This window comes from Candidatus Poriferisodalis sp. (genome assembly GCF_965204195.1).
GTDB lineage: Bacteria > Actinomycetota > Acidimicrobiia > Acidimicrobiales > Poriferisodalaceae > Poriferisodalis.
This window is the reverse complement of sequence record NZ_OZ241975.1, coordinates 2596048-2622135: the sequence shown is the minus strand read 5'-3', so window position 1 is coordinate 2622135 and position 26088 is coordinate 2596048. Positions and strand designations below refer to the sequence as shown.

23 protein-coding genes and 1 pseudogene are annotated in these 26088 nt (G+C 69.1%); all 24 read left to right on the top strand.

Translation table 11 applies throughout. The features are described 5' to 3' along the window. The first annotated feature begins 28 nt into the window (after window positions 1-28). The 24 genes and pseudogenes from ACOGI8_RS11715 (at window position 29) to ruvX (ending at window position 26043) form a co-directional block, all read left to right on the top strand. A complete protein-coding gene (locus tag ACOGI8_RS11715; RefSeq protein WP_419853981.1) occupies window positions 29-1147 on the top strand; it encodes a cysteine--tRNA ligase in 1119 nt (372 codons plus the stop codon). 162 nt (window positions 1148-1309) lie between these two features. Beyond that, a complete protein-coding gene (locus tag ACOGI8_RS11710) occupies window positions 1310-1906 on the top strand; it encodes a hypothetical protein (protein WP_419853980.1) in 597 nt (198 codons plus the stop codon). Window positions 1907-1908: 2 nt separating this feature from the next. Continuing rightward, window positions 1909-2502, top strand: coding sequence for a CDP-alcohol phosphatidyltransferase family protein (locus tag ACOGI8_RS11705; protein WP_419853979.1), 594 nt, complete (start codon window positions 1909-1911; stop codon window positions 2500-2502). Between the two features lie 95 nt (window positions 2503-2597). Next, the gene (locus tag ACOGI8_RS11700) at window positions 2598-3566 is read left to right on the top strand and encodes a phosphatidylinositol mannoside acyltransferase (RefSeq protein WP_419853978.1); all 969 of its coding nucleotides are present in this window, start codon (window positions 2598-2600) and stop codon (window positions 3564-3566) included. 152 nt (window positions 3567-3718) lie between these two features. Continuing rightward, on the top strand, window positions 3719-4804 hold the full coding sequence (locus tag ACOGI8_RS11695) for a glycosyltransferase family 4 protein (protein WP_419853977.1): 1086 nt from the start codon (window positions 3719-3721) through the stop codon (window positions 4802-4804). 85 nt (window positions 4805-4889) lie between these two features. Next, on the top strand, window positions 4890-5705 hold the full coding sequence (locus tag ACOGI8_RS11690; protein WP_419853976.1) for a hypothetical protein: 816 nt from the start codon (window positions 4890-4892) through the stop codon (window positions 5703-5705). Between the two features lie 46 nt (window positions 5706-5751). Then, window positions 5752-6651: a pyridoxal 5'-phosphate synthase lyase subunit PdxS gene (gene pdxS, locus ACOGI8_RS11685; RefSeq protein WP_419853975.1), complete on the top strand. Its 900-nt coding sequence runs from the start codon at window positions 5752-5754 to the stop codon at window positions 6649-6651. A gap of 84 nt (window positions 6652-6735) precedes the next feature. Continuing rightward, on the top strand, window positions 6736-7395 hold the full coding sequence (pdxT, locus tag ACOGI8_RS11680; protein ID WP_419853974.1) for a pyridoxal 5'-phosphate synthase glutaminase subunit PdxT: 660 nt from the start codon (window positions 6736-6738) through the stop codon (window positions 7393-7395). 67 nt (window positions 7396-7462) lie between these two features. Continuing rightward, on the top strand, window positions 7463-8251 hold the full coding sequence (locus tag ACOGI8_RS11675) for a YebC/PmpR family DNA-binding transcriptional regulator (RefSeq protein WP_419853973.1): 789 nt from the start codon (window positions 7463-7465) through the stop codon (window positions 8249-8251). A 59-nt stretch (window positions 8252-8310) separates the two neighbouring features. Further along, window positions 8311-8871 (top strand): crossover junction endodeoxyribonuclease RuvC, encoded by a 561-nt coding sequence (gene ruvC / locus ACOGI8_RS11670; protein ID WP_419853972.1) that lies wholly within the window; start codon window positions 8311-8313, stop codon window positions 8869-8871. Continuing rightward, complete coding sequence (gene ruvA / locus ACOGI8_RS11665) at window positions 8868-9485, top strand: Holliday junction branch migration protein RuvA (protein WP_419853971.1); 618 nt, start codon at window positions 8868-8870, stop codon at window positions 9483-9485. Before ruvC ends, ruvA begins: the two co-directional genes overlap by 4 nt. After that, window positions 9482-10540 (top strand): annotated as a pseudogene (ruvB, locus tag ACOGI8_RS11660) (Holliday junction branch migration DNA helicase RuvB); the annotation flags it as partial. The gene ruvA and the pseudogene ruvB, both read left to right, overlap by 4 nt. Before the next feature lie 188 nt (window positions 10541-10728). Continuing rightward, window positions 10729-11973, top strand: coding sequence for an S-adenosylmethionine:tRNA ribosyltransferase-isomerase (locus tag ACOGI8_RS11655; protein WP_419853970.1), 1245 nt, complete (start codon window positions 10729-10731; stop codon window positions 11971-11973). Continuing rightward, on the top strand, window positions 11973-13238 hold the full coding sequence (tgt, locus tag ACOGI8_RS11650; protein WP_419853969.1) for a tRNA guanosine(34) transglycosylase Tgt: 1266 nt from the start codon (window positions 11973-11975) through the stop codon (window positions 13236-13238). The genes ACOGI8_RS11655 and tgt overlap by 1 nt, the downstream gene beginning before the upstream one ends. 167 nt (window positions 13239-13405) lie before the next feature. Next, window positions 13406-13726, top strand: coding sequence for a preprotein translocase subunit YajC (gene yajC, locus ACOGI8_RS11645; RefSeq protein WP_419853968.1), 321 nt, complete (start codon window positions 13406-13408; stop codon window positions 13724-13726). 45 nt (window positions 13727-13771) lie between these two features. Continuing rightward, complete coding sequence (gene secD / locus ACOGI8_RS11640) at window positions 13772-15412, top strand: protein translocase subunit SecD (RefSeq protein WP_419853967.1); 1641 nt, start codon at window positions 13772-13774, stop codon at window positions 15410-15412. Then, window positions 15409-16530, top strand: a complete 1122-nt coding sequence (secF, locus tag ACOGI8_RS11635) for a protein translocase subunit SecF (RefSeq protein WP_419853966.1) — start codon at window positions 15409-15411, stop codon at window positions 16528-16530. The genes secD and secF overlap by 4 nt, the downstream gene beginning before the upstream one ends. 106 nt (window positions 16531-16636) lie before the next feature. Next, window positions 16637-18943 (top strand): RelA/SpoT family protein, encoded by a 2307-nt coding sequence (locus ACOGI8_RS11630; protein WP_419853965.1) that lies wholly within the window; start codon window positions 16637-16639, stop codon window positions 18941-18943. Between the two features lie 67 nt (window positions 18944-19010). Continuing rightward, complete coding sequence (gene hisS, locus ACOGI8_RS11625; protein WP_419853964.1) at window positions 19011-20363, top strand: histidine--tRNA ligase; 1353 nt, start codon at window positions 19011-19013, stop codon at window positions 20361-20363. Then, window positions 20363-22240 carry an aspartate--tRNA ligase gene (gene aspS, locus ACOGI8_RS11620; protein WP_419853963.1) on the top strand — a complete coding sequence of 626 codons (1878 nt, stop codon included), beginning with the start codon at window positions 20363-20365 and terminating at the stop codon, window positions 22238-22240. Before hisS ends, aspS begins: the two co-directional genes overlap by 1 nt. Next, the gene (locus ACOGI8_RS11615) at window positions 22237-22641 is read left to right on the top strand and encodes a hypothetical protein (protein ID WP_419853962.1); all 405 of its coding nucleotides are present in this window, start codon (window positions 22237-22239) and stop codon (window positions 22639-22641) included. Before aspS ends, ACOGI8_RS11615 begins: the two co-directional genes overlap by 4 nt. A gap of 2 nt (window positions 22642-22643) precedes the next feature. Then, window positions 22644-22913, top strand: a complete 270-nt coding sequence (locus tag ACOGI8_RS11610; RefSeq protein ID WP_419853961.1) for a hypothetical protein — start codon at window positions 22644-22646, stop codon at window positions 22911-22913. A gap of 68 nt (window positions 22914-22981) precedes the next feature. Next, on the top strand, window positions 22982-25609 hold the full coding sequence (gene alaS, locus ACOGI8_RS11605) for an alanine--tRNA ligase (protein ID WP_419853960.1): 2628 nt from the start codon (window positions 22982-22984) through the stop codon (window positions 25607-25609). A 17-nt stretch (window positions 25610-25626) separates the two neighbouring features. Further along, window positions 25627-26043 (top strand): Holliday junction resolvase RuvX, encoded by a 417-nt coding sequence (ruvX, locus tag ACOGI8_RS11600; protein ID WP_419853959.1) that lies wholly within the window; start codon window positions 25627-25629, stop codon window positions 26041-26043. Window positions 26044-26088 lie beyond the last annotated feature (45 nt).

Here is a 26088-nt window from a genome sequence, read left to right as displayed (position 1 = left end):
GGCTCTGCAAGCAGGGCGATGAAGCTGGATGAAGCTGTACGAAACCCAGCGCCGAGCTGTCGTGCCGCTCGACGCACAGCCGGGGAGCACCGTGCGGATGTACGTGTGCGGCATCACGCCCTATGACGCCACCCATGTCGGTCACGCTGCCACGTTCCTGGCCTATGACGTGCTCCAACGCCGATTGCGAGATCAGGGATGCCACACCCGCTGTGTGCGCAACATCACCGATGTCGACGACGACCTGCTGTCACGGGCGCGCGCAATGGGCGTGCACTACCTGGACTTGGCGGCGGGGTCGCTCGCCGCATTCGACGCGGACATGGCGGCGCTGGGCCTGCTGTCCGCTGACGCCGAGCCCCGGGCGACATCGGCGATCACTGATATCCGGCGACTGATCGGACGGCTGCTACGCAGCGGCCACGCCTATCGCACGAGCGAGAACGTGTACTTCGACGTGTCGGCCGCACAGAGCTTCGGCGAGCTGAGCGGCCTCGATGCCGCCGAGATGGTGGAGCTGGCGCGCAGCCGTGGCGGCCGGCCCGACGACCCCGACAAGCGCAACCCGCTCGATTTCGTGCTCTGGCAGCGTTCGGCGCCTGGCGAGCCCGAATGGTCTTCCGCGTGGGGCCTCGGCCGGCCGGGATGGCACGTGGAGTGCTCGGCTCTGGCGCTGGAGCATCTCGGCGAAACGGTTGATGTACACGGAGGGGGCAGCGACCTGGTATTCCCGCATCACGAGTGCTCGCGGGCGCAATCGGAGGCGGCAACCGGGCGGCCGTTCGTGCGCCACTGGATGCACACGTCGATGGTGCGGCACCACGGCGCCAAGATGTCCAAGTCGGCGGGCAACCTGGCGTTCGTGGCTGACCTGCGGGAGCGCTGGGAGCCCATGGCGGTGCGTTTGGCGCTGCTGGGCGCGCACTACCGGGCAGATTGGGACTGGTCCCCCGAGCTGGTTGCCGACGCAGCCCGCCGTCTCGAACGCTGGCGGGCCGCGGGCCGCGGCGACGGTGCGCTGGCACGGGTGCGAGCACGTCTCGACGATGATCTCGACACACCGGGTGCCCTCGCCGAAATCGACGCTGCCGCCGATGACGGCGAGCCGGTCAGCGACGCAGCGGCCCTGCTGGGCGTGGCGCTCTAGGCTTTTGGATAGGAGGACCGGCCCGCTGTGTCGCTTGGCAGAGCCAGCGGGCCAGTCGCTCCGGCACCCTACGTTCCGGGTTGCAGTCGACTGCTCTCCATTTCGCTGCGCTGGCGAGAGCGCAGCAGGACCGGTCTCAGAGCGCCGGTAGCGTTGGCCGCGATGGCCGAGCCAGACGAACTTGGCGAGGTACGCGACGAGCTTCCGGAGGATCTGGACCGAGGATTTGTCGGCGCGTACAAGTTCCCCGACAATTCGCGGCGCAAGATCACCGGCGCACTGTGTTTTGCAGTGGGTGTCTGGGCTGCCACGGCAGCACTCTCCTTGGGCAGCGATGCGGTGCTGCTCAACACCGGGGTGGTCACGGGCGGTGTGCTGCTCGCTCTCGCCGGGATCTACCAGTTCGCCGCTGGACGCCGGTTCGCGGTCAACGAGAACGAGGCGCTGGTAGCCGCCGTTGCTGACGTGGGATTCGCTGTGGGCCACGCCAGTGCCCAGCTCGGCTGGCGCGGCTGGATGAGCCGCCCGACATGGCGGGTACTCGTCTATTCGGCCGAGGATCCGCCAGAGCAGCGGGGTTTGGTGCTGGTGGACGCTCTGAACGGTGCTGTGCTGGAGAAGTGGGTCGAAGACAATCCCGAGACGTGGATAGAAACGGCCGCAGCCCCTGATGCCGCCGATGACGATGAGGCCGCTGCCGGCGACCATGAGCGCGATGCCGAGACAAGCGTGACGACGGCACCCGGCGACGGGGCCTGACGGTGTTCGACGGCAAGTTCCGCACGGGCGTCGACAGCGTCACCGCACCGATCGGGCGGGGTCTCGCCGCGATGCGCCTCAGTGCCAACATGCTGACGGCCTTCGGGCTGGTGATGGCCGCTGCAAGCGCTGTCGCCATCGGCACCGGCCGGCTCGTGCTGGGCACTGTGCTGCTCGTGGCCACGGCGCTTGCTGACCTCCTTGACGGGCCGGTGGCAGCCGCCCGGGGAACCTCGTCGAGCCGGGGCGCCTTCTTCGACTCGACGGCTGACCGGGTCACCGACGGCCTGCTGCTCGGCGGCATCGCGTGGTATCTCGCCGGCGAGCACGGCGCGCAGTGGGCGGTGCTGCCGATGGCGGTGCTCGGCGTCAGCGCAGTGATTTCCTACGAGCGAGCCAAGGCCGAGTTGTTGGGCTTCGAGGCCAAGGGCGGGCTGATGGAGCGTGCCGAGCGGACCGTGGTGCTGGCCGTGGCAGTCGCGTTTGAGGTGCTGCTCATTCCGCTGCTCTGGGTGCTGCTGGCGCTGTCTGTGGTCACCGCAGTGATGCGCTTCGTGAAGGTGTGGCGTCAGGCCAGCGCACGCATGTCGCAGTGAATGCAGTGCCACTTCGCGGGGGCGTGCGAGACCTCGCTCGCCGCCTGCGAGGGCGGGACAGGGCTCGCCGCCTGGGAGGGCGGGACAGGGCCATAGTGCTGGGGTACCAAGCAGGGGCATCAGCAGCCCGGCTGGCTCCGCTGTGGCTCACCGAGCACGTGGCCGAGCTGGCCGGACCGGTACTCGCCCGGCTGATGCCTGCCAAAGCAGCCATGGTCCGGCGGCATCAGGCCCGCGCGCAGCGCTGGGTCGCTGACCGTGCCGGGAACCCAGAGACCGGCCGAGCATCGACCCCGCCGGCATCGGCCCCCGAGTCGGCCGCCGACTCCGCAGGCAGCCTTCACCGGGCCACAGCGGCTGCGTTCAGCTCCTATGCCCGCTACTGGCTCGAATCGTTTCGCTTGCCCGCGCTGAGCGAGCTCACCTTGGACCGGGGCATCGACGTGCCGGCCTATCACCACGTGGAGCAAGCCCTCGAACGTGGCAACGGCGTCATCTTGGCCCTCCCGCACTTGGGCGGTTGGGAGTGGGCCGGGTTCTGGATGGCGACGGTCAATCGACTGCCGATCACCGTGGTGGTGGAACCGCTCAGCCCGCCGGAGCTGTTCGAGTGGTTCGCCGACTTCCGCGAACGACTGGGCATGCGAGTGGTGCCGCTGGGGCCGAACGCCGGACGCGAGGTGCTCGGCGCGCTGCGACGCAACGAGATCGTCTGCCTGCTGTGCGACCGTGACCTCACCAGCGACGGCATCGAGGTGAACTTCGGAGATGAGCGAACGACCCTGCCGGCGGGTCCGGCAATGCTGGCGTTGCGATCAGGCGCCGCGCTGCTGCCGACCGCGGTGTACTTCCGCCCCCGCGGCAGGCACCTGGGTACGGTTCGGCCGCCCATCGATGTCTCGCGGCACGGCCGCCTGCGCGACGATGTGGCCGCCGTCACGCAGCGGCTCGCCGACGAGCTGGTCACGCTGATTGCCGCAGAACCGCACCAGTGGCACCTCTTCGGCCCCAACTGGCCGTCAGATCGAGCCGCCGGCGCCAGCGACGCGGCCGAGGCGCCATAGCAGCGAGCCTCGATCGGGCTTGTTGCGGCGTCTGTGCCGCGCCTAGCGTCGCGTCCGACAGTGAGTATTCCCGCGTAGATCGTCGGCGATGTTCGCCCGATCTGATGCGCCCATCTGATGCAACCGCCCCTTCGACAGTGAGGAACGGCTGAGTGAGAATCGGGATCATCTCGCCGTATAGCCTGACCAGCGCCGGCGGCGTCCAGGTGCAGGTGCTGGGTCTGGCCCGTGCGCTGGCCGCGAACGGTCACGACACCAGGGTGCTAGCGCCCTGTGACGGCGCTCCGCCCCAGACCGGCGTGACGCCGCTCGGCGCAAGCATCCCCACGTTCGCGAACGGGTCGGTCGCCCCGATCGCGCCCGACTTCGCTTGCACGCTGCGGACCGTGCGGGCACTGCGCGATGAGGAGTTCGACGTTCTGCACCTGCATGAACCGCTGTGTCCCGGGCCCACGCAGACGGCGCTGTTCCTGCGCTCTGCGCCGATTGTGGGCACGTGGCATGCAGCGGGCGGCAGCCTCGCCTATCTCGTGCCGGGAACGCGGTGGCTGGCGTCTCGGATCGACATTCGGGCCGCAGTCTCGGCTGATGCCGCCGAGATGGCGCGCAACGGCGTCGGCGGCGATTACGAACTCGTCTTCAACGGCGTCGAGCTCGACCACTTCGACGAAGCGGTTCCTAAGCGCAACGAAGCGCCCACCATTGCCTACATCGGTCGCCACGAGCCGCGCAAGGGCCTCACGGTGCTGCTTGAGGCCATGTCACGGCTGCCCGAAGGCGTCCGGCTGTGGGTGATGTCGCGCGGCCCGCAGACCGAGGAGTTGCAGCGCAAGTACCAGCGCGACACGCGCATCGAATGGCTGGGCCGGGTCAGCGAGGCCGAGAAGCTGGCGCGCATCAAAGGCGCTGACGTGCTGTGCGTGCCTTCGCTGCATGGCGAGAGTTTCGGCGTGGTGCTGCTGGAGGCGATGGCGGCGCGCACGCCGGTGGTCGCGAGCGACCTGCCCGGTTATCGCAACGTCGTCGGCGTCGGCGACGAAGCCGTGCTCGTGGCCCCCGGCGACTCGAAGGCGCTCGCGAAGGCGCTCATCGGCGTGCTCACGCGTCCCGACCGGGCGGCCGATCTGGTCGCAGCGGGCCGTCAGCGCGCCGAGCAATTCTCGATGGCCCGCTTGGCAGACATCTACGCCGACATGTACGAGCGCGCCATCGCCCAACGCGCCTCCGCCCAAGGCTGAGCTGCCAGCGAACTGGTGGCTCGGCGAGCGTGATCGTCAACGTACGCGACACATCGGCGTGGTGCGGGTGAGCGGGGCCGGTTGAATGCTGCGGGTGGACCCGCTGTTCGCCATCTATCGCGGTCGAGCCGACAAGCTGCTGGCGGAGTTCTGGGCTGTGCATCTGGCTGCGGCGGCGATCGTCGGCGTGCTGGTGGCGCTGTTCACCGGGGTCGGTTGGTGGGCGCTGCCGATCGCGCTTCCGGCGGCGTGCGCGCTCGCAGCCGTCGAGCTGGCGGTGGGGGAGCGGCGCTTGCACCGCGCGCTCGTCGGGGCCGGCTTGGGGCCGAGCGACGCGGGCAGCCAGCCCCGCCTGGAGAACGTCGTCAACGGAGTCTGCCTGCTCGTGGGCGTTCCGGTGCCAGCGCTCGCTGTCGCTCCGAGGTCGGCCGCGAACGCGACGGTGTTCGGCCGGCGGCCAGATCGCTCCACCCTCGTGGTCACCCAGGGCTTGCTCGACGCGTTGAATCGCATCGAGCTGGAGGCCGTCGTGGCGCGGTTGCTCACGCAGATTCGTGACGGTCGGGCTGCCTACCTGACCACGGCCGTGACCACGGTGGGGCTTCCGGCGCTGCTGTGGCCGGCGCTGTGGCCACTGGTGCAGGCTCGCACCGAGCGCGAGGCCAGCACCGGCAGCGATTTCGACGACGATGCCGAAGCCGTACGACTGACCCGCTACCCGCCCGGTCTCGCCGATGCGCTCGAGACGATGTCGGCAGCTGGCGTTCGCACGGATGCACCGCGGGTGACCTGGCCGCTGTGGCTGGCTGATCCGAGGGCCGATTCCAGCATTGCTCCGGACAGCCTGCCTGACTACCGGGCCGACCTCGAGACACGAGTTGCCGTACTGCGCGAATTCTGACCAGCACCTCTGGGGCAGCACTGGGGCCGTTCCCTACACTGAGCGCATGAATTCAGGTGACGGAGCGTCTCATCTGGTCGGAACGGTGCGAGTCAAGCGCGGGCTTGCCGACATGCTCCGGGGCGGCGTCATCATGGATGTCGTCACGCCCGAGCAGGCCAAGATTGCGGAGGACGCCGGGGCGGTTGCTGTCATGGCGCTCGAACGCGTGCCGGCTGACATTCGCCGTGACGGCGGTGTGGCCCGCATGAGCGATCCGGCGATGATCGAAGGCATCCAGGCAGCCGTGACGATTCCGGTCATGGCCAAGGCCCGGATCGGCCACTTCGGCGAGGCCCAGGTGCTGGAATCCCTCGATGTCGATTACATCGACGAATCCGAGGTGCTGACCCCTGCGGACGAGGCGCATCACATCGACAAGTGGGCGTTCACCGTCCCGTTCGTCTGCGGCGCCACGAACCTCGGCGAGGCGCTGCGGCGTATCTCTGAGGGTGCCTGCATGATTCGCTCCAAGGGCGAGGCCGGCACCGGCAACATCGTCGAGGCCGTGCGTCACCTGAGGGCCATCACAGGCGACATCCGCAAGATCACCCAGGCCGATGCCGCCGAGCTGTTCGACTGGGCGAAGCAGCTGCAGTCGCCGCTCGGCCTGGTGCAGGAGATCGCCGAGACCGGACGCCTGCCGGTGCCCCTGTTCTGCGCCGGCGGCATCGCGACACCGGCCGACGCATCACTGGTGATGCAACTCGGCGCCGAGGCAGTGTTCGTGGGCTCGGGCATCTTCAAGAGCGAAGACCCTGGGCCGAGGGCCGAGGCGATCGTCGAGGCCACCACCCACTACCGCGATCCATCGGTGGTGGCCAAGGTCAGCCGAGGTCTCGGCAGCGCCATGCCGGGTCTTGAGATGGAAGGCCTCGAAACCAAGCTCGCCGACCGCGGCTGGTAGGAGGCTGAGCCGAATGGCGAAGCCGTGGCCCGAGCGGCCCGTGAGCCCAATCGCATGGGTAATCGGGAACAAGAGCGGAAAATAATGCCGGCGCGGAAGAGCGCCACCGCGAGCGACAGCCAGCCGCTGATCGGTGTTGTAGCGCTGCAGGGAGCTGCAGCCGAGCATGTTGCCGCCTTCAGGCGCGCCGGGGCCAGAGCAGTCGAAGTTCGAGTGCCTGCAGATCTCGACGGCGTCGATGCTGTGGCGCTCCCGGGCGGGGAATCGACCACGATGTCGCACCTGCTCCGCACGAGCGGGCTGTTCGATGAGCTGTCTGAACGCCTGGCCGGCGGCATGCCGGCGTTCGGCACCTGCGCGGGCATGATCCTGCTCGCTGTCGATGTGCTCGACGGCCGTCCGGATCAACGCTGCTTCGGCGCCATCGACATCTCGGTGCGTCGCAATGCATTCGGCCGTCAAGTCGCCAGCTTCGAGGCGGAGCTCACCACCGACGGCCTCGATGAACCCTTCAAGGCGGTGTTCATTCGAGCACCGTGGGTGGAGCGCGCAGGCGACAGCGTCGAGGTGCTCGCAGAGATCAGGCCCGCGTCAAACTCGTCGACCGACGGCGTTCGATCATCGGTCCCTGTGCTGTGCCGGTCGGGACCGATCCTGGTGTCGAGCTTCCACCCGGAGTTGACGGCGGACGACCGCATTCACCAGATCTTCCTGGACATGGTCGACGCATCCATGGCCCGCTGAGCGGCCGAGCGGGGCAGACTGTCGCGGCTGCACAGCCATTTGGCACGAGTCGTTCGGGAGGGGGTCTGTGTCCGGTCATTCCAAGTGGGCGACGATCAAGCACCGCAAGGGCGCTGCCGACAAGGCGCGAGGGAAGCTGTTCGCCAAGCTGATCCGCCAGGTCGAGGTAGCCGCCCGCGAGGGCGGCGGCGACCTGGACGCCAACGCGACGCTGCGGACCATGTATCAGAAGGCGCGAGACAACTCGGTGCCGCTGGACACCATCGAGCGGGCCATCAAGCGAGGCACTGGCGAGCTCGAGGGCGTGTCGTACGAGCAGGTCACCTACGAGGGCTACGCACCGGGTGGCGTGGCCATGTTCGTCGACACCCTCACAGACAACCGCAACCGCACCGGCTCGGAGATACGCAGCCTGTTCACGCGTGCCGGCGGGTCGCTGGCCGAGCCGGGCGCGGTGGCGTGGCAGTTCGAGCGCAAAGGCGTGGTGGTGGTGCCGGCGGTGGAGCCGGTGCCCGACAGTGCCGCGGCCGGAGGCACGGTGCCCGACGAAGATGAGCTGATCCTCGTAGCGCTGGATGCCGGTGCAGAGGACGTCGAGCAGGAGGGCGAGACCTGGCGGGTCACCGCCGCCGCCGGCGACACGATGGCGGTGCGTGAGGCCATTGAGGCAGCGGGCATCGCGGTGACCTCGGCCGACCTGACCTATGCGCCGCAGAACCTGATCGAGTTGACCAGCGTGTCGGAGGCCAAGCAGGTCATGGCGGTGCTCGACGCGCTCGACGATCACGATGATGTGCAAGGCGTGTATGCCAACTTCGACATCAGCGATTCGCTGCTGGAGGCAATCGCCAGCTAGGGCGGAGCGGTGTCACGCATACCCGGCTCGTACGGTGCCAAAGGCTACGGTTCGTACTGATGTTCGTATTGGGGATCGACCCCGGACTGTCCCGCTGTGGGTACGGCGTGTTGGAGCAGATTTCCGGCTCTGGAACGCAGCGTTCCCGCAACGAGGCCGTGGCGCTGGGCGTCATACGCACCGATCCAGCAGAGCCGCACGCAGCGCGTCTGGCCACGCAGATGCACGAGCTGCAGGCACTCATCTCCGAATTCCAGCCCTCGGTGGTGGCCGTGGAGCGAGTCTTCTTCCAGGCAAACGCGCGCACGGCGATTGGCGTGGCGCAAGTAGCCGGCCTCGCGATGGCGGTTGCGGCCGCCGCCGGGTTGGAGGTGGTGGAGTACACACCGACCCAGGTCAAGCAGGCCGTTGCGGGCTGGGGCGGCGCCGACAAGGACCAGATGAAGCGCATGGTCGCCGAGCTGCTCGCGCTTCCGGGGCCGCCTGAACCGGCCGACGCTGCCGATGCGGCTGCGGTCGCGCTGTGCCACCTGTCCCAGGCGACTTGGGGCAGGGCGGCGCCGCACGTTCGGGCGCGCGTGCTGCAGCCCGCTTCTGGCGCAGCAACGTCCCCGCCGTGATCGGCTCAGTGCGCGGGCGCCTGCTCGACAAGGATCCCGGCGGCGAGCTGCTGGTCGAGGCCGGCGGGGTGGGTTACCGCGTCATCGTGGCGCCCTCAACGCTGGCCGGCGCCGGGCCGGTGGGCGACGAGTGCTTCGTGTATGTCCACCATCACGTGCGCGAGGACACCTCCGATCTGTACGGCTTTGCGGAGCTCGACGAGCGGCGCTGCTTCGAGGCGCTGCTCAGCGCGCACGGCGTGGGGCCTGCGCTGGCGCTTGCCGTGCTCTCGCACCTGCCGCCCGACGAGCTGCGGCGCGCCGTCGCCGCCGATGACGCCGCGGCGCTGGAGCTGGTGCCCGGCATCGGTGCCAAGACGTCCAAGCGGATGGTGCTTGACCTGAAGTCACGGCTCGGCGCGCCCGAGACTGCCGGCGCTGGTGCTGTGGCGGCAGCCGGCGACGGCGCAGGATCTGCAGTCGCGGAAGTGCGGGCCGCGCTGAGCCAGATGGGCTTCGCTCCGGCCGAGATACGCGACGCCATGGCCGCCGTCGCGATCGAGGCAGCACGCGATGGCGATGCCGACACCGGCGCGCTGCTGCGAGTGGCGCTGCAGGAGCTCGGCCCGCGATGAACGCGGGGGGAGCCCGCAGCGAGGGCTATCGGCGTGACGATTCCGCGGCGTCAGAACCGGGCCGCAGTGAGGTCACCGACCCGGCCCGCTCGGCGGCCGATGACAGCGATGCCGAGGCGTCGCTGCGTCCGCGGTCGCTGGAAGAGTTCATCGGCCAGCCCGAGGTACGCGAACACGTGGCCATCACGCTGCGGGCTGCGCTGGCCCGGGGCCAAACGCCCGACCATCTGCTGTTCGCCGGCCCGCCGGGCTTGGGCAAGACGACGCTGGCCGGCATCATCGCCGCCGAGTTGAACGCGGCTCTGCATTTGACGTCAGGCCCGGCGGTGGAGCGGGCCGGCGACCTCGCGGCAATCCTCACCAACCTCGCTGACGGCGATGTGCTGTTCATCGACGAGATCCACCGCCTGCCCAAGGTGGTGGAAGAAGTGCTGTACCCGGCCATGGAGGACTTCGCGATCGACATCGTGCTGGGCAAGGGGCCGGCCGCGCGCTCGATCAGATTCGAGCTGCCCCGATTCACCCTGGTCGGCGCCACCACCCGCACCGGGCTGATCTCGGGGCCGTTGCGAGACCGCTTCGGCCTGGTCGAGCGCCTCGACTACTACTCGACGGACGATCTCACGGCGATCGTGGCTCGCGCGGCCGGGATTCTGGGTGTGGACGTCGACGCCGACGGGGCAGCGGAGATCGCGTCACGCAGCCGGGGCACACCGCGGATCGCCAACCGGTTGCTTCGCCGGGTGCGCGACTTTGCCGAGGTGCGCGCCAGCGGTGCCGTCGACGTGGCAGTGGCGCAGGAGGGACTCGCCGCCTTCGGCGTCGACGAGCTCGGCCTCGACAAGGTGGACAGGGCGATTCTCGACGCCCTCGCTGTCACTCATGCCGGGCGACCGTTGGGGCTGTCCACCCTGGCGATCACGGTGGGCGAACAGACCGAGACGGTGGAGGACGTGTACGAGCCCTTCCTGATCCAGCGCGGACTGCTGCAACGCACACCGCGGGGCCGCATCGCCACCGCCGCGGCGTATGCACACCTCGGCATCGAGGCCCCGCCGCTCGCCGAGCTCGCCGGGAATTCCGGTGGCGGCGATGACATCACGCTGTTCGATGCGTCAGGGGCAGCGGCCGACGAAGCTGCTGGCGCCCCTGAGCGGATGCAGCACGCAGCAGCGGATCCACCGGCCCCACCAGCCACCGAGCTGCCCGCAGATGCACCGGTGGAGATCGACGACACAGCGTGGTGAGCACGCCGCGGCTGTCGATGGACGAATTCGACTACGAGCTGCCGCCATCCGCCATCGCGCATGTGCCTGCCGAGCCGCGTGACTCGGCCCGGCTGCTGGTTGACGCGGGGCCGTGCCGAGCGCCTGAGCACCGTCGCGTCACCGATCTCCCATCCCTGCTCGGCCCAGGGGATCTGCTGGTTGTCAACGAGACGCGGGTGATGCCTGCCCGCCTGCCCCTCCGAAAACGCACCGGCGGGGCGGCTGAAGTGCTGCTGCTCGAACCGCTCGCGAGTCGGCCGTCGGGCACCGGCGACGCCGCGTCGGGGGTGTCTCGCACAGCGACGGCACCTGAGCGCAGTGAGGCGGGCTGGGCGGCGCTCGTACGGCCCTCCCGACGGATTGCAGACGGAACGGTGCTGCTCTCCGAGCGGGATCCGGACGTGCGAGTGGTAGTGGGCGAGCGCCTGGACCGGCAGCGCCGGGCCGTGCGTGTGCTCGTCGGCGAGACGCCGCTTGCCGATGTATCGCAGGCGCGGCTTCTCGAACGCGCGGGCGAAGCGCCGCTGCCGCCCTACATCGACCCGGACACCGCGCGTGCTGCCATCGCCCAGCGCCTGGGCGTCGACGCTGACGACGGCGGCGCGGCCCGAGCGGCGCTAGCGGATCGCTACCAAACCGTCTACGCCCGCTCGGATGGCTCAGCGGCGGCGCCCACAGCGGGGCTTCACCTGACCGAACGCGTGCTGGCGTCGCTGCGCTCGAACGGCGTCGGCATCGCGACCGTGGATCTCACCGTCGGCCTGGCGACGTTCGCACCGGTGACCGCCGAGCACGCCGATGAGCACGAGATGCACACCGAGCTCTACCGGGTGTCCGCGCAGACGCTCACCGCTTGTGCTGCTGCCGAGCGCGTCGTTGCGGTGGGTACCACAACCGTGCGCGCACTCGAGGCTGCGGCCCGCGAGCAGCAGCGCCCGGCGCAGGCCGCAGAAGATGTCGGCACCACCGGCGCCGCGGCAGAGCAGGCAAGCACAGCCGACGTCTGTGGCGGGACTGACCTGTTCCTGCGGCGCGGCGCAGAGTTCCTGCTGGTGGACGCCATGCTCACGAACTTCCACCTGCCCCGCTCGTCCCTGCTGCTGCTGATCGACGCGTTCATCGGGTCGCGCTGGCGTGACCTGTACGAGACGGCGCTCGCGCAGGGTTATCGCTTCCTGTCCTTCGGCGATGCAATGCTGCTCCAGCGGACGCCGCGGTGATGAGCGTTCCGAACATCCCGCTGGTGTTCGAGCAGCTGGCGTCTGACGGCTCAGCTCGACGGGGACAGGTCACGACGGCCCGCGGGACGTTCCAGACGCCGGTGTTCATGCCCGTGGGAACCCGCGGTGCGGTGATCCATCTCGATGCCACCGACTACGAGCAGCTCGGCCTCGAGGTCGTGCTGGCCAATACGTATCACCTGCTGGCGCGGCCCGGGACCGAGGTGGTGGAAGCGCTCGGCGGGCTGCACGGCTTCTCCGGCTGGGACGGCCACTTCCTCACCGATTCCGGCGGCTTCCAGATCATGTCGCTCGGCCGCCGTCCCGGCGGCGCAAATGAGCCCGGCCGCCGTCCCGGCGGCGCAAATGAGCCCGGCCGCCGTCCCGGCGGCGCGAATGAACCCAGCGGTCGCGACAGTTCCGCTCACGATGCGAAATCCAAGGTGGACGACGAAGGGGTGACCTTTCGCTCGACTTATGACGGCTCCCAGATGCGGCTGACACCCGAAGATGCGGTCGACGCGCAGCGCCGCCTGGGATCGGACATCCAGATGGCGCTCGACATCTGCCCCGAACTGCCCGCACCTCCCGACGAGGTGCGCGAGGCGACCGAACGCACCCACCTCTGGGCAGCCAGGGCAGCGGCCGCCATGGACGTCGCACGCCGGGACGGGACCGCCAGTGGGCAGGCATTGTTCGGCATCTGCCAAGGCGGCATCGATCCCGGCCTCCGGCGCGGCAGCGCGGAGACGCTGGCGTCGATCGGCTTCGACGGCTACGGCATCGGCGGGCTGTCGGTGGGCGAGTCGCGCAGCGAGATGGGCCCGGCACTGCAGGCAGCCACCGACGTGCTGCCGGCCGGCCGGCCTCGCTACCTGATGGGCGTGGGCGACCCGGCCCGCATCGTCGACGCCGTCGCCGCCGGAGTGGACATGTTCGACTGCGTGCTGCCGAGCCGGCTCGGCCGTCACGGCACTGCGCTCACGCCCCAGGGTCGCATCAACATTCGCAATGTCCGGTTCGCCCGCGACGCCACACCGCTCGACACTCGTGAAGAACGCGCCGACGGTCGCCCCCGGCCCGGCGCTCGTTTCAGCCGCGGCTATCTCCGGCACCTCATGAGCGTGAACGAGCCGACGGCCAGCCGCATCCTGACGCTGCACAACATCGCATTCCTCAACGACCTGGTGGCCGACGCGCGCGCCGCCATCGAAGCCGGCGGCTTCGACAGGTTCCGAGAGCAGGTCAATGAAGTCTGGGGCTGAGCCGCTGCCGGCGGGGGCAGCCCGGTACGCTGACCCGCCGTGCCGGCCTCGGATCGGCGGCGCGCTGCACGCAGCGCGCTGCGTTCGGAAACCTTCCGCACGGCGCAATTTGCCGGCAGCCGCTCGTATTCCGCTGGGGTGACACCCGCCGCATCAAGGAGCACACCATGAACCTCGAGTCTGTCCTCTTCCTTGTCGTCATCATCGGCTTTATGTACTTCGTGATGATCCGACCGCAGCGCAGGCGAGCCGCCGAGCGGGCGGCGATGCTGCGCTCGGCAGACATCGGCGACGAGGTTGCCACAGTCGGAGGGGTCATCGGCAAGATCGTGGCGGTCGAGGAGCCCGGTGAGGTGGTCTGCATCGAGGTGGACAGCGACGTGGAGCTGCGAGTGCAGCGCCGCGCCATCGGCGAGATCCTGACGTCTGCCGGCAGCGGAGGCGCAGACGATCCGCCCGCCTCGGACGGCGTCGACGAATCGGAATGACCCTGGCCGCAATGCGAAGCGCAGGCATCGGCGCATTGGTCTGACGTGCGCCGCTCGCAGATCGTCTCGCTCCTTCTCGCGATCCTGATCGGGTTCGGCTCGCTCGCGGGCGTGCTGGCCGCGGGCTGGGCGCCTGTGCTGGGCGTGCAGCTGCAGGGCGGTGTGGAGGTGCTGCTGCGGCCCACGGCCCCAGCCGACGACGAGCAGCTCGACCGTGCGATCGAGATCATCCGGTCGCGTGTCGATGCTCTCGGCGTTGCCGAGCCCGACATCACACGCCAAGGCGAGCAGGTGGTGGTGCAGCTGCCCGGCGTCAAAGACAAGCAGCGTGCTGTCGACTTGGTGGGACAGACAGCGGAGCTGCGGTTCCGGCCCGTGCTGCTGACGTTCAACCCCTTTGACGAGGTGGACTTCAGTGGGGCGCAGCAGCTCGCGGAGGCGTACAACGGGTCGCTCCATCCCGAGGCCGTCAACGAGTCGGCTTCCGAGGCTGATGGGGACGAGTTGGTCGGAGAGCAGGAAATGACAGCGCAGGAGCTGCTCGAGCTGATCGACCCGGAGGCAGCGGAAGAACTCGAAGCTGAGGCCGGAGATGCCGTCGCCGATGACACTTCAGAGACCGCCGACGTAGCCGATGATGCCGAGGCTGAGGAAATCGACCCCTCCGACATCGGTCTTCAGCAGTTTCCCGAATTCACCGCTCCCGAGGATGATCTCGCTGACTGGGCAGTGCTGCTGCCGGGCCGTGGTGAGCCGGTGGGTTACGTGCTCGGCCCGGCTGAGCTCACCGGCGAAGCGGTCGCCGAGGCCGCGGCAACGTTCAACAACGAGTGGGTCGTCAACGTCGACCTCACCGAGGAGGGTGCCGTCGGCTTCGACGAGATCGCAGCCCGCTACTTCGGGCAGCAGGTGGCAATCGTGCTCGACGGCGTCGTGGAGTCTGCCCCGGTCATCAGGGCCACCGAGTTCGGGGGCACGGCAGTCATCTCGGGCACGTTCGACGAGGACGGGGCGCGCGACCTCGCTGTTGCGCTGCGCTTCGGCGCGCTGCCCGTGGAGTTCGAGCAGGACGATGTGCGCACGGTGTCGGCGACCCTCGGCGAGGGCACGCTGCGAGCGGGCGTGATCGCCGGCATCGTCGGATTGATTCTCGTGGGCTTATACATGCTGGTGTACTACCGGCTGCTCGGCATTGTGGCGGTGGCCAGCCTGGCCATCAGCGGGTCGGTCCTGTGGTCGCTCATCAGCTGGCTCGGCGAGAGCCGCGGCTTGGCGCTGACGCTGGCTGGCACCACCGGCATCATCGTGTCGATCGGCGTCCAGGTCGACTCGAACATCGTCTACTACGAGCGGATCAAGGAAGAGGTGCGCCGCGGCCGGGCGGTCCGCTCGGCCGCCGATGCCAGCTTCAAGGGCGCCTTCATGACCATCGTGTGGGCCGATCTGGCGTCGCTCATCGGCGCGGGCGTGCTGTACCAGCTCACCAGCGGCACGGTCCGCGGCTTTGCCCTGTATCTCGGGCTGGCAACGCTGATCGACCTGGCGGTTTCGTACTTCTTCATGCGGCCGCTGGTGGTGTTCATCGCCCGCCGGCTGGTGAACGAGGAACCGCGGCGCCTCGGCGTGCTGCCGCCAGCCGACAGCGATGTGGCCCCGGCAACGGCGACCACAGGAGGCACATCGTGATTGCAGCGCTGCGCACCTTCTACCGAGGCGAGAACGCCTGGGACATCCTGCGCCTGTCACGCAAGGTGCTCATCGGCTCAGCAATTGCTGTGCTCGTGTGCGTTGTGGCTCTGCTGGTGCGAGGCCTGAATCTCGGCATCGAGTTCGAAGGCGGCTCGGTGTGGGAGATACCGGTGCCCGAGGAATCTCAAGGCGCCGAAGCGGATGACGCGTCGACCGGTTCCGATGGCGCAGCAGCCGACGGTGCGACGACCGACGACGTCGCGTCGGCAGCCGCGGCAGCCGGCGTGCCTGATGCACGAGTGCAGTTCGTGGTGGTCACCGGCTCGCCCGACATCTTCCGGGTGCGCGGTGTGCTGGGTCCCGATGCCGACAGCGCAGCGGTGGCCGGGGCGCTGGCCGATGCCGTCGGTGTCGACGTGGAGAGCCTGTCGTCGCGGCAGGTCAGCCCGTCGTTCGGCGACGAAGTTGCCGGCAAGGCGCGCCGGGCGCTCGTGGTGTTCTTCGTGCTGATCGCGCTGTACCTGTGGTTCCGCTTCGAATGGAAGATGTCGGTTGGCGCGCTGATTGCCGTGGGGCACGACATCGTGCTGACCGTCGGCGCTTACGCGCTGTTCGGGTTCGAGGTGACGCCGGCGACGGTGGTGGCGTTCCTGACGATCATGGGCTATTCGCTGTACGACACGATCGTCGTGTTCGACCGCGTGAAGTCCAACGAGCGGTCGTTGCCGGCGCGCAGCCACTTCACGTACCACGCGCTCGCGAACGTGTCGCTCAATCAGGTGCTGACACGGTCGGTGAACACCTCGATCACCTCGGTGCTGCCTGTGCTGTCGCTGCTGGTCGTGGGCGCCGGATTCCTCGGCGCAGGCACCCTGGCCGAGTTCGCTACGGCGTTGCTGATCGGCCTGCTTGTCGGGTCGTACAGCTCGATCTTCGTGGCGATGCCCACGGTTGCGTGGCTGAAGGGCTACGAGCCCGGCTGGGCCGCCGCCCAGGCTGCGGCCGACGCCGCCGGCCGTCACGACTCGATGGAAGCCGCCACCCAGGCGCTCGCCGCCGAGAGCTACACCCGCAGCGCCCCGCCCCGCCCCCGCAAGAAGGGCCGCCGCCGCTAGATCCGGCTCCTGATGACCGGCAGGGCGCGGCAGAATGGGAGCGTGAATCTCTCCGCGTTCGGCCCGGCGCCGGCCGAGCACCTCAGCGAGAAGCTTGGCTAGGGCCATGCCTGCGGTGTCGCGCGTCCTTCCGTGGCGGCGCATCGCGAACACGGTCGCGGCCGACATCTCGCCGGTGGTCGAGCGCTACCGCCAGCGCTGGCCGAAGCAGTCGCCCGAGCTGGTCATCCGTGCGTACGAGGCGGCCGCACAGGCCCATGAGGGCCAGCGACGCAAGACAGGCGAGGCGTATATCACCCATCCGGTCGCTGTGGCAGGCGTGGTTGCCGATCTCGGCCTCGACGACACGTCGATTGCCGCTGCGCTGCTGCACGACGCAGTGGAGGACACGAGCGTCGAGCTGGTCGCGCTGGCCGACGACTTCGGCCCCGAGGTCGCGGCCATCGTGGACGGGGTCACCAAGCTCGACCGGGTCCGCTTCGCCTCCAAGCAGGCACAGCAGGCCGCGACCCTGCGCAAGATGCTCGTGGCGATCGCGAACGACCCTCGCGTGCTGATGATCAAGCTGTCGGACCGGCTCCACAACATGCGCACGCTCGGGGCGCTCGGCGCTGCCAAGCAGGCCGACGTGGCCCGCGAGACGCTCGACATTTACGCCCCGCTCGCCAACCGGCTCGGCATGCAACAGGTACGCGACGAGCTGGAAGACCTGGCCTTCGCGGCGCTGTACCCGAAGCGCTACGCCGAGATCGACCGGATGCTCGCCGAGCGCACTCCCGAGCAGGAGCGCTACGTCGACCGGGTGCTGACAGAGGTCCGCGAGCAGCTGTCGCGGATGAAGATCGAGGCCACGGTGACCGGGCGCAAGAAGCACCACTGGAGCGTCTACGAGAAGATGGTCATCAAGAACCGCTCGTTCGACGAGATCTTCGACCTGGTGGGCATCCGGGTGGTGGTGCCGACGATCCGTGATGCGTACGCGGCGCTGGGCTCCATACACGCGACGTGGAAGCCGGTGACGGGCCGGTTCAAGGACTACATCGCGATGCCCAAGTTCAACCTGTACCAGTCGCTGCACACCACGGTGGTCGGCCCGTCGGGCACGGCGGTGGAAGTGCAGATCCGCACTGACGAGATGCACCAGCGGGCCGAGTACGGCGTGGCGGCTCACTGGCGCTACAAGGCCGAGCGCAACGGCAATGGCAACAAGGCCAGCAGCAAGGGCGGCAAGGCGCAGCGCCAGAGCAGCAAAGCGGAGCGCCACAGCAGCACGGTCGCCGAGGAGGACATGCCCTGGCTGAGCCGGCTGGTCGAGTGGCAGGCCGAGTCTGACGACCCGGCCGAGTTCATGCGCACCATCGCCAGCGACCTCGGTCACGGCGAGGTGTACGTGTTCACGCCCAAAGGCGACGTGGTCACGCTGCCGACCGGCGCTACGCCCATCGACTTTGCGTACGCCATCCACACCGACATCGGCGACACGCTTATCGGCGCCAAGATCGACGGCCGGCTCGTGCCGCTCGACCGGCAGCTGCGCTCGGGCGACACAGTGGAGGCGTTCACCTCCGACGATCCCGGGACGCGGCCGTCGCGCGACTGGCTGGAGATCGCCGTCACACCGCGGGCCCGCTACAGCATCCGGCGCTGGTTCGCCCGTTCCGACCGGTCCGAGTGGGAAACGGCCGGTCGGGAAGCGGTCTCGGACGAGCTGCGTTCCGAGGGGCTCAAGGCATCGTTGCTCATCGACGGCGACGAGATGCGCGCCGTGGCGGAGCAGTTCAGCCGGGCCGATCTCGACCAGCTCTTCGAAGCGGTGGGCAAGGGCGATGTGCGGCCTCACTCGGTGGCCAAGCGCCTCGTCAGCAACCTGCGAGGCGAGGGTGACGGGGTGCAGCTGCCGGCACGCCCGGCCCGGCAGCGAGGCTCGCGCCGGCGCCGCTCCGCTGGCGTGCATGTCGACGGCCATGACGACGCGCTGGTGCGCTTGGCACGCTGCTGCAGCCCGGTGCGCGGCGACGAGATCCTGGGATTCGCGACCAGCGGGCGCGGCATCTCGGTGCATCGAGCCGACTGCGCCAACGCGGCCGAGCTGGCGACGGCATCAGGCGCCCGCCAGGTCGAGGTGGAGTGGGACGAGAGCTGGGCGGGCGAGTTCGCCGCTGCGCTGGAGGTGCGCGGCCTCGACCGCAACCGGCTGCTGCTCGACGTCGTGCAGGTGGTGTCGGGCCGCCACGACCTGTCGATCGCGAGCTGCGACACGTTCGTCGGCGACGACCAGGTGGCGGTGATGCAGTTCGAGGTGGAGGTGGGCGATCCGATCCTGCTGGACCAGCTGCTGGCCGCCCTGCGCGAGGTGCCGGGCGTATTCGACGCCTACCGCACCATCGAAGGCCTCGCCCACACCGAGTACTGAGGCACCGAGTTCTGAGGCCCTGGTGCAGCTAGGACTGGGGGCGGCAGGGCCGTAGCCTGCGCTGGTCATGTCCGGTACGCCTCCGACGCCCGCGAGCCCTGCCGACAGCGGCGATGCAGCGGCCCCGAAGTCGTTCCGGACGCCGATCGGCACGCACGATCTCGCACCACCGGAATCGGGCCGCTGGGTGGCGTTGTTGGGTGCCTTCATCGCCGCCGCCGACCGGGCCGGATTCGGCTACTTGCAGACGCCGATCTTCGAGGACATCGGCGTTTTCGCCCGCATCGGCGAGGGCACCGACGTGGTCGGCAAGGAGATGTACGAGTTCTTCGACCGCAGCGACCGCCACCTGGCGCTGCGTCCGGAGTGCACGGCGTCGGTGTGCCGCGCTTTCGCCCAGCACCGCCCCACCACGCCGTGGAAGGTCTGGTACCAGGGGCCGTTCTTCCGCTACGAGGCACCCCAGGCCGGCCGCTACCGCCAGTTCCACCAGATCGGGGCAGAGACGCTCGGCACCGACGACCCTGATGCCGACGTGGAGATCATCGCCCTCGCCGCCGAGTTCTTCGGCGCGATCGGGCTTCAGCGGGTACCACTGCTGGTGAACTCGATGGGCGACATCGGCACCCGCGTGGCCTACGGCGAGGCGTTGAGCAGCTACCTGCAGCGCCGCGCTGGCGATGTGGACCCGCAGGACCGGGACAAGATCGAGCGCCACCCGCTGCGCATCTTGGACTCCAAGCGGCCGGCCACAGCGGCCGTGGCCGAGGAAGCTCCACGCATCACTGACTATCTCACCGCAGCCACGGCGGCCCACTTCGAGCGAGTGCGCGAGGGGCTGGACGCACTCGGGATCTCCCACGACGTCGAGCACAAGCTCGTGCGCGGCCTCGACTACTACACCCGCACCACGTTCGAGTTCCGTGCGGCCAGCCTCGACGCCGCCCAGGACACCATCTGCGGCGGCGGTCGCTACAACGGACTCGTGGAGGCGCTCGGCGGTCCGCCGACGCCCGGCATCGGCTTTGCGCTGGGCATCGAGCGCCTGCTGCTGGCCTGCGATGCCGAAGGCGTCTTCGATGTTCCGGCACAACGGGCCGAAGTGTGGGTGATCGACACGGCCGGCGGCGCCGCCGCACGCGATCTCACCCATGAGCTGCGCTCGGTGGGCATCCGGGCCGACCGGGCATTCGACGACCGGTCGATGCGGGCGCAGATGCGCGCCGCGGACCGCTCAGGTGCTGAGATCGCGCTCATCGTGGGAACCGACGAGATCGACGCCGGCTCCGTCACCGTGCGACCGCTGCGGCGTCCTGACGGCGGCGACGCCGGCATTGCGCAGCAGAGCGTGCCGCGTGGCGAAGTGCTTCCCACGCTGCGGCGCATCTTCGACGAGCTCAATGCGGAAGGTGGTACGTGATGGGCGACCGAATGCGGACCGACTACTGCGGACGGCTGAGCCGCGCCGACATCGGCCGCGACGTCACCGTGTGCGGCTGGGTCTCCCGGCGCCGTGAGCATGGCGAGCACCTGGCCTTCGTCGATCTGCGTGATCGCACCGGCATCGTGCAGTGCGTCGTGGACCACGCTCACGATCTGCGGCCGGAGTACGTGCTGGCGGTGACCGGAACAGTCCGTAAACGACCGGAGGACACCGCCAATCCCGACCTGGCCACCGGCGAGATCGAGATCGGTGATGCAACCGTCGAAGTGCTGTCGCGTTCGGAGCCGCCGCCATTCCAGATCGACGGCCGCACCGAGGTCGACGAGATGCTGCGCATCCGCCATCGCTACCTCGACCTGCGGAATCCCCGCATGCACTCGAATCTGGTGAATCGGGCACGCGTGAATGCAGCGATCCGCCGTTCGATGGAGGCAGCGGAGTTCATCGAAGTCGAGACTCCGACGCTGGTGGCGTCGACACCTGAGGGCGCCCGCGACTTCGTGGTGCCCAGCCGTCTGCATCAGGGCCGCTTCTACGCGCTGCCCCAAAGCCCCCAGCTGTTCAAGCAGCTCTGCATGGTGGGCGGCATCGACCGCTACTACCAGATCGCTCGTTGCCTGCGAGACGAAGACCTGCGAGCCGACCGGCAGTTCGAATTCACCCAGCTCGACCTGGAGATGAGCTTCGCCAGCGGCGCCGAGGTGCGCGCCGTGATCAGCGAGGCAGTGGCCGAAGCTACAGAGGAGATCACCGGTGTGCGCCCCGCAGCGATGGGAGAGATCACCTGGCACGAGGCGATCGACCGCTACGGGTCGGACAAGCCCGACCTGCGCTTCGGGCTCGAGCTCACTGAGCTCACCGATCTGTTCGCCGAGACCGGCTTCAACGCCTTCAAGGCGCCTGCTGTGCGGGGCATTCGCGTGCCCGGCGGCGGCGACATCAGCCGCAACGCGGTCGACGATCTCACCAAGCAGTGCCAGCGCTGGGGCGCCAAGGGTCTCGTGTGGATGCGCGTGAGTGCCGGCGAGCCGCTGGCCGACGGTGCCCGCAGCGCCGCGGGAGGACGGCTGGCCGTCACCTCGCCGGTCGCGAAGTTCATGTCCGACGCCGAGATCGACGGCGTGCTGGGCCGACTCGGGGTTGAGCCGGGCGACATGTGCTACTTGGTGGCCGACACTTGGCGCCGAGCCAGCGGGGTGCTCGGGCTGCTGCGGCTGGAGCTGGGCCGCCCGCCGGTGAACGAGGGCGGCTTGCACTTCCTGTGGGTGGTGGACTTTCCCCTGTTCGAGGACGTGAGTGCCGACGGTCTGCCGATCCCGGCGCACCATCCGTTCACGATGCCCCATGCCGACGATCTCGATGTTGTCGCGGCAGCTTCGGAACGCATGGCCTCAGGCGGCGGCTTCGACGCCGACACCCTGCTGGGCGTGCGCTCGCAGGCGTACGACCTGGTGCTGAACGGCTGGGAGCTGGGCTCGGGCAGTGTTCGGATCCACCGGGGCGACATCCAGCAGCAGGTCTTCGATCTGCTGGGCATCGATCCCGCCGCGGCGCAGGAGCGATTCGGGTTCCTGCTCGACGCCTTCCGGTTCGGCGCTCCGCCGCACGCCGGCTTTGCGTTCGGCATCGACCGCCTGGCGGCTCTGCTGTGCGGCGAGGAGAACATCCGCGAGGTCATCGCGTTTCCCAAGAGCCAGTCCGGCGCGGATCCGCTCACCAACGCCCCGAGCCACATATCAGCCGAACAGCTGGAAGAGTTGGGGCTCGCTCTCGTCGCCAGTGAGGGCGAGCAGGGTGACATCGCCAGTGAGGGCGAGCAGGGTGTCGTCGCAGCAGACGAGGATGAATCATGAGCAGCAGCGATCTGGCCGCCGTGGTGGTGACTGTCTGCGTGGTGGTCGCGCTGGTGGCCCTGATCGCCGTGCTGACGCAGGCGTTCGCATTGATGCGGGAGTTCCGGCGCAAGCTCGAGGATTTCGACTCCAAGGTGGGGCCGGCGCTCAGCCAGCTCGCCGACACCGCCGAGATGGCCCAGGCCGAGATCGGCCGGCTGCGCGACCTGCTGAACATTGCACAGAAGGTGGCCGGACTGGCCGAGTCGGCCGGTGCGGCCACCGCCCGTGTGGCCGCGACACCCGTTGACAAGGTGCGCTCCGCCATCTCCGTGCTACGCGGCAAGGCCGAAGAAGAAGGGCGCGAAACTGCTCCCGGCGGCGAGAGCACTGCCGCAGGCAGCGAAAGCAGGGGGCGCTGAGGATGCTGAAGCGGATGCGCTGGCTGACCTTGGGTGCTGGCCTGGGCGCTGGTGCCTCGCTCTGGTTGCAGCGGCGGTTCCGCTCGTTGCTTGACCGCTATGCACCCGTGCGAGGAACAGCCAATGTGCTGGGTACGGCACGCCAGATGCGCCGTGACCTCCGGACGGCGTGGCGCGACGGCAAGCGCCAGATGCACGATGCCGAGCAGCGCCTGCGCGACGAACGGGATCGCCGCTGGGCCGAGCGCCGCCACCGCCGCGAAGCCGCCTGAATCGCCGAGGCCGCGAATAGCTCCCGGCGGCCACGGAGGCCGCGAAAGCCCCTCGGTATCCTCTGGGGATGCGCGCTGGGGAACTGCGTGAGGCTTTCAACTCGTTCTGGGCGGAACGAGGTCACGAGGTTCGCGCCTCCGCCAGCCTGATCCCGCACGAGCCCTCGCTGCTGTTCACGGTGGCGGGCATGGTGCCGTTCATGCCGTATTTCCTCGGCGAGGAGGTGCCGCCGACGCGCCGCATGGTCACCATCCAGAAGTGCGTTCGTGCGGGCGGCAAGCACAACGATCTCGACGACATCGGCCGCACCAACCGCCACTTCACGTTCTTCGAGATGATGGGCAACTTCAGCTTCGGTGACTACTTCAAGGCCGAAGCCATCCCGTGGGCGTGGGAGTTCGTCACCGAGGTGCTCGGACTCGAGCGGGACAAGCTGTGGGTGACGGTGCACGTCAGCGACGACGAGGCCGCCGAGATCTGGCAGACCTCCGTCGGCGTCCCGCCTGAGCGCATCCAGCGTCTCGACAAGGACAACTGGTGGGCCGCAGGCGATGTGGGGCCGTGCGGACCCTGCAGCGAGATCTTCTACGACCTCGGGCCCGAGCTCGGTGACGGCGGCGGACCGGCGCACGGCGGCGAGGACCGCTTCGTCGAAATCTGGAACCTGGTGTTCATGCAGTTCGCGGCCGACGGCACCGGCGACATGACTCCGCTGGAAGCCCCTGGGATCGACACGGGTGCGGGCCTCGAGCGGATCCTGGCGGTGTTGCAGGGTGTGCCCGCGGCGTGGGACATCGACCTGTTCGCGCCGCTGCTGGCCGAAGCCGAGCGCATCTGCGGCAAGACCTACGGCGCCGATCCCGAGACCGACGTCTCGATGCGCATCTTCGCCGACCACGCTCGCACGACCGCGATGCTCATCTCCGATGGCGTGTTCCCGTCCAACGAGGACCGTGGCTATGTACTGCGCCGCATCATCCGCCGTGCCGTGCGTCATGCCTGGGTGCTCGGCGTCACCGATGTCGTGATGCCGCGGCTGGTCGAGATCGTGGTGGACGTGATGGGCGACCACTACACCGACCTGGTCAAGAACCGGCAGTTCATCGCCGATGTCGTGGCCCGCGAGGAGGAGCGTTTCCGCACCACTCTCGCTGCGGGCCAGAAGATCCTGGACGAAGCGACTTCTGGGCTTGACTCGACAGTGCTCGATTCGAACGTGCTCGACGGCGAGGTCGCCTTCCTGCTTCACGACACGCACGGTTTCCCGGTGGAGGTGACCGAGGAGATCCTCACCGAACGCGGCCTGAGCCTCGACCGCAGCGGCTTCGAAGCCGCCATGGAACGCCAGCGCGAGCGCGCCCGGGCCGGCCGGGCCGGCGGCCCGACGTTCGCGGACGAGCGCTACCGGGAGATCCTGGCGCAGTTCGGGCCCACAGACTTCGTGCGGGACGCGCCGTCGGTGGCTGACGCTCGGGTGCTCGCCACCTTCGACGTACCTCCCGGCGACGGGCAGGACGATGACGGCCCGAGCGACGATCTGGTCGAGGTATTCCTCGACCGCACGCCGTTCTACGCCGAGAGCGGCGGGCAGATCGGCGACATCGGCACCATCACCGGTCCCGACGGCAGCATCGAGGTGCTCGACTGCACGTACGCGCTCGCCGACCTGCACCGCCACATCGGGCGTGTCGTGGGCGACGGTGTCGAGGTCGGATCGCTGGCGACCGCGGCGATCGACGACGAACGCCGGGCGGCGATACGGCGCAACCACACCGGCACGCACATCCTGCACTGGGCGCTGCGGGAGGTTCTGGGCGACCATGTCAAGCAGGCGGGCTCGCTGGTGGCGCCTGATCGCCTGCGTTTCGACTTCAGCCACTACGAGGCGGTCAGCCGCGACCAGCTGCGCGAGATCGAGCGTGTCGCCAACGCCGAGATCATCGCCAATGGCCGCTGCCGCCACTACGAGACCTCGATGGGCCACGCGCAGGCCATCGGCGCCATCGCCTTCTTCGGCGACAAGTACGGCGACGTGGTGCGGGTGCTCGAAGCGGGCGAGCACTCCACGGAGCTGTGCGGCGGCACCCATGTGGCCGCGCTCGGCGACATCGGGCATCTGCGCATCGTCTCGGAAGCGAGCATCGGCTCGAACATGCGCCGCATCGAGGCGGTCACCGGTCTCGCGACCGTCGATCGGCTGGCCGACGCCGAAGACACGCTGGACTCGCTGGCCGAGATGCTGAATGCGCAGCCCGACGAGATCGCCTCAGCGGTGCAGCGGCGACTGGACGAGACCAAGGAACTGCGCCGCCAGGTGCGAGACCTGCAGCGGTCCATGGCCGCGTCACGCGCCGACGAGCTAGCGGCCGGGGCCGATGACGGCGTCGTCGTCGCCGATCTCGGCGACCTCGAACGCGACTCGCTGCGCGACTTGGCAGTGTCGGTGCGCGACCGTGCCGGCATTCGCGCCGTGGTGCTGGCCTCTGCGCCGGCTGCCGGGGGAGTGGCGCTGGTTGCAGCGGTCGATCCAGCCGGCGATCTGTCTGCGGGCGATCTGCTGCGCGACGCGGCTCGCACCGTCGGCGGCGGCTTCGGCGCCAAGGGCGACCCGCCGCTGGTCGTGGCGGGCGGCCGCAACCCTGACGGCATCGGAGACGCCCTGGCCCAGGCCCGGGCGGCAGCACTGGGGGAGTGAATGGGGCGCCGGGCCCGATGATGCGGGCTGTCGGCGTGGATCTGGGTTCGGTGCGCATAGGCGTGGCCATCGCGCCGGCCGATGCTGCGGTGGCAGTGCCCTACGAAGTCCTCGAACGCAGCGGCGAGCGTGCCCGAGACCACGAAGCACTCGCAGGTATGGTCGCTGACGTGGGTGCGGAGGTGGTCGTGATCGGCCTGCCGACTTCGCTCGACGGCAGCGAAGGACCGGCTGCGGTGAGTGTGCGAGCCGAGGCCGGCGAGATAGCGGCGGCGCTCGACGTGCCGGTGGTCTTGCACGACGAGCGCTACACGACCGTGAGCGCGGAGCGCATCCTTTCCGAACAAGGCGTGCGCGGCCCCGCTCGCCGCAAGGTCATCGACAAGGTGGCGGCCGCGGTCATCCTGCAGTCGTGGCTCGACGCGCGTGACTGACATTCTCGATGAGCCATCGCCGCCGTCGCGCCGGCGCAAGCTGTC

Bases quoted from the DNA above. Each gene is read 5' to 3' on its own strand.
- aspS (WP_419853963.1), top strand. From the start codon at position 20,363: ATGGGCGACCGAATGCGGACCGACTACTGCGGACGGCTGAGCCGCGCC.
- ACOGI8_RS11715 (WP_419853981.1), top strand. From the start codon at position 29: ATGAAGCTGTACGAAACCCAGCGCCGAGCTGTCGTGCCGCTCGACGCA.
- ACOGI8_RS11690 (WP_419853976.1), top strand. From the start codon at position 4,890: ATGCTGCGGGTGGACCCGCTGTTCGCCATCTATCGCGGTCGAGCCGAC.
- pdxT (WP_419853974.1), top strand. From the start codon at position 6,736: ATGCCGGCGCGGAAGAGCGCCACCGCGAGCGACAGCCAGCCGCTGATC.
- alaS (WP_419853960.1), top strand. From the start codon at position 22,982: ATGCGCGCTGGGGAACTGCGTGAGGCTTTCAACTCGTTCTGGGCGGAA.
- ruvX (WP_419853959.1), top strand. From the start codon at position 25,627: ATGATGCGGGCTGTCGGCGTGGATCTGGGTTCGGTGCGCATAGGCGTG.
- ACOGI8_RS11610 (WP_419853961.1), top strand. From the start codon at position 22,644: ATGCTGAAGCGGATGCGCTGGCTGACCTTGGGTGCTGGCCTGGGCGCT.
- hisS (WP_419853964.1), top strand. From the start codon at position 19,011: ATGTCCGGTACGCCTCCGACGCCCGCGAGCCCTGCCGACAGCGGCGAT.
- ruvC (WP_419853972.1), top strand. From the start codon at position 8,311: ATGTTCGTATTGGGGATCGACCCCGGACTGTCCCGCTGTGGGTACGGC.
- yajC (WP_419853968.1), top strand. From the start codon at position 13,406: ATGAACCTCGAGTCTGTCCTCTTCCTTGTCGTCATCATCGGCTTTATG.
- ACOGI8_RS11710 (WP_419853980.1), top strand. From the start codon at position 1,310: ATGGCCGAGCCAGACGAACTTGGCGAGGTACGCGACGAGCTTCCGGAG.
- pdxS (WP_419853975.1), top strand. From the start codon at position 5,752: ATGAATTCAGGTGACGGAGCGTCTCATCTGGTCGGAACGGTGCGAGTC.
- ACOGI8_RS11630 (WP_419853965.1), top strand. From the start codon at position 16,637: ATGCCTGCGGTGTCGCGCGTCCTTCCGTGGCGGCGCATCGCGAACACG.
- ACOGI8_RS11615 (WP_419853962.1), top strand. From the start codon at position 22,237: ATGAGCAGCAGCGATCTGGCCGCCGTGGTGGTGACTGTCTGCGTGGTG.
- tgt (WP_419853969.1), top strand. From the start codon at position 11,973: ATGAGCGTTCCGAACATCCCGCTGGTGTTCGAGCAGCTGGCGTCTGAC.